1 protein-coding gene is annotated in these 1,245 nt (G+C 72.7%); it reads left to right on the top strand.

From position 1 onward, the window contains the following. Positions 1–102: 102 nt before the first annotated feature. Complete coding sequence (locus IH44_RS0139875; protein WP_030464748.1) at positions 103–843, top strand: class I SAM-dependent methyltransferase; 741 nt, start codon at positions 103–105, stop codon at positions 841–843. The last annotated feature ends 402 nt before the right edge of the window (positions 844–1,245 follow it).

The following is a 1,245-nucleotide window of genomic DNA, read 5'->3' as shown; positions in this document are numbered from 1 at the left end:
GTTCGTGGGTTCGGCCAGTACGGGGGGCGGGTGGGGCGGCGGGAGGATTTCGGGTAGGGGCCGCGGCTGGGGCCGACGCCATGGACGGAGGGGACCGGACTGATGGTTGGTCAGCTGTACGACGGGATCGGGGAGGCGTTCGAGGGGTTCAAGACGCTGCCGTTGGCGCGGTACGGCGAGGTGCCGGGGTTCTTGGGCCTGGTGGGGGACGTGCGGGGGCGGTCGGTGCTGGACCTGGCGTCGGGGACGGGGTTCTACAGCCGGGAGTTGCGGCGCCGGGGGGCGTCGCGGGTGCTGGGGGTGGACATCTCCTCGGCGATGGTGGATGCGGCTCTGGCGGCGGAGGAGCGGGAGCCGCTGGGGGTGGAGTACGAGGTGGGTGACATCGCGGAGTTGCGGGAGTTCGGGGAGCCGTTCGACCTCGCGGTGGCGGTGCAGGCGTTCAACTACGCGCCGGACGTGGCGACGGTGGAGCGGATGTGCCGTCGGATCCACCGGAGCCTGGTGCCGGGCGGCGGGTTCTTCGTGTTCGGGCAGAGTCCGGACTTCCGGTTCGACGGGCCGCCGCTGGACCGGTACGGCTTCCGGTGCGAGCGGGCGGGCGCGGATTCGGAGGTCGGGCCGCGGGTGCGGGTGACGGCGCTGTTGGAGCCGCCGATCTCGTTCCTGGCGAATCCGCCGTCGCGCGAGGTGTACGAGTCCTGCCTGCGGGCGGCCGGGTTCCGTGACCTGGAGTGGGTGCCGCTGGAGGTGTCGGCGGAGGGCCTGCGGGCGTTCGGCGCGGAGTTCTGGGCGGACCTGGCCGCGAATCCGCCGCTGACGATGCTGCGCTGCCGGGCGTAGCGGCCGCGGCGGGGGTGGGGGGCAGGGGCGAGGGCGGGGACAGGGGCGGGACGGCGCGGTGGCCGGGTCATACGGTCTTCGGGGGCGCGTCGTCCCGCTTCTGGCAGGTCGGGGGGATGCGGAGGACGCACCGATCCGTGAGCAGGGGCATCCGGCTGCGGTCGGCTCCCGAGTGGTGTTCGATATGGTCGAACACTGCTGAACGCCCCGGCCGAAGGCTCCGGTGGTCCGCGAGCCCGCCTGGTTTGCCGGACCCGCGCGCACGGGGACTGACGAATGGTCACCACCGCCCGTCGACGCCCGGAGCCGAGGATCCCCGTATGACTGCCAATTACATTGCCGCGATCGATCAGGGCACCACGTCGAGCCGGTGCATCGTCTTCGGTGCGGACGGCCGGATCG

The organism is Kitasatospora sp. NRRL B-11411, assembly GCF_000721345.1.
GTDB classification, from domain to species: domain Bacteria; phylum Actinomycetota; class Actinomycetes; order Streptomycetales; family Streptomycetaceae; genus Kitasatospora; species Kitasatospora cineracea.
The sequence above is the reverse complement of the archived record's forward strand: the minus strand, read 5'-3'. Positions and strand labels throughout refer to the sequence as shown.

Coding starts and splice junctions, on each gene's coding strand:
- IH44_RS0139875 (WP_030464748.1), top strand. CDS start 103: ATGGTTGGTCAGCTGTACGACGGGATCGGGGAGGCGTTCGAGGGGTTC.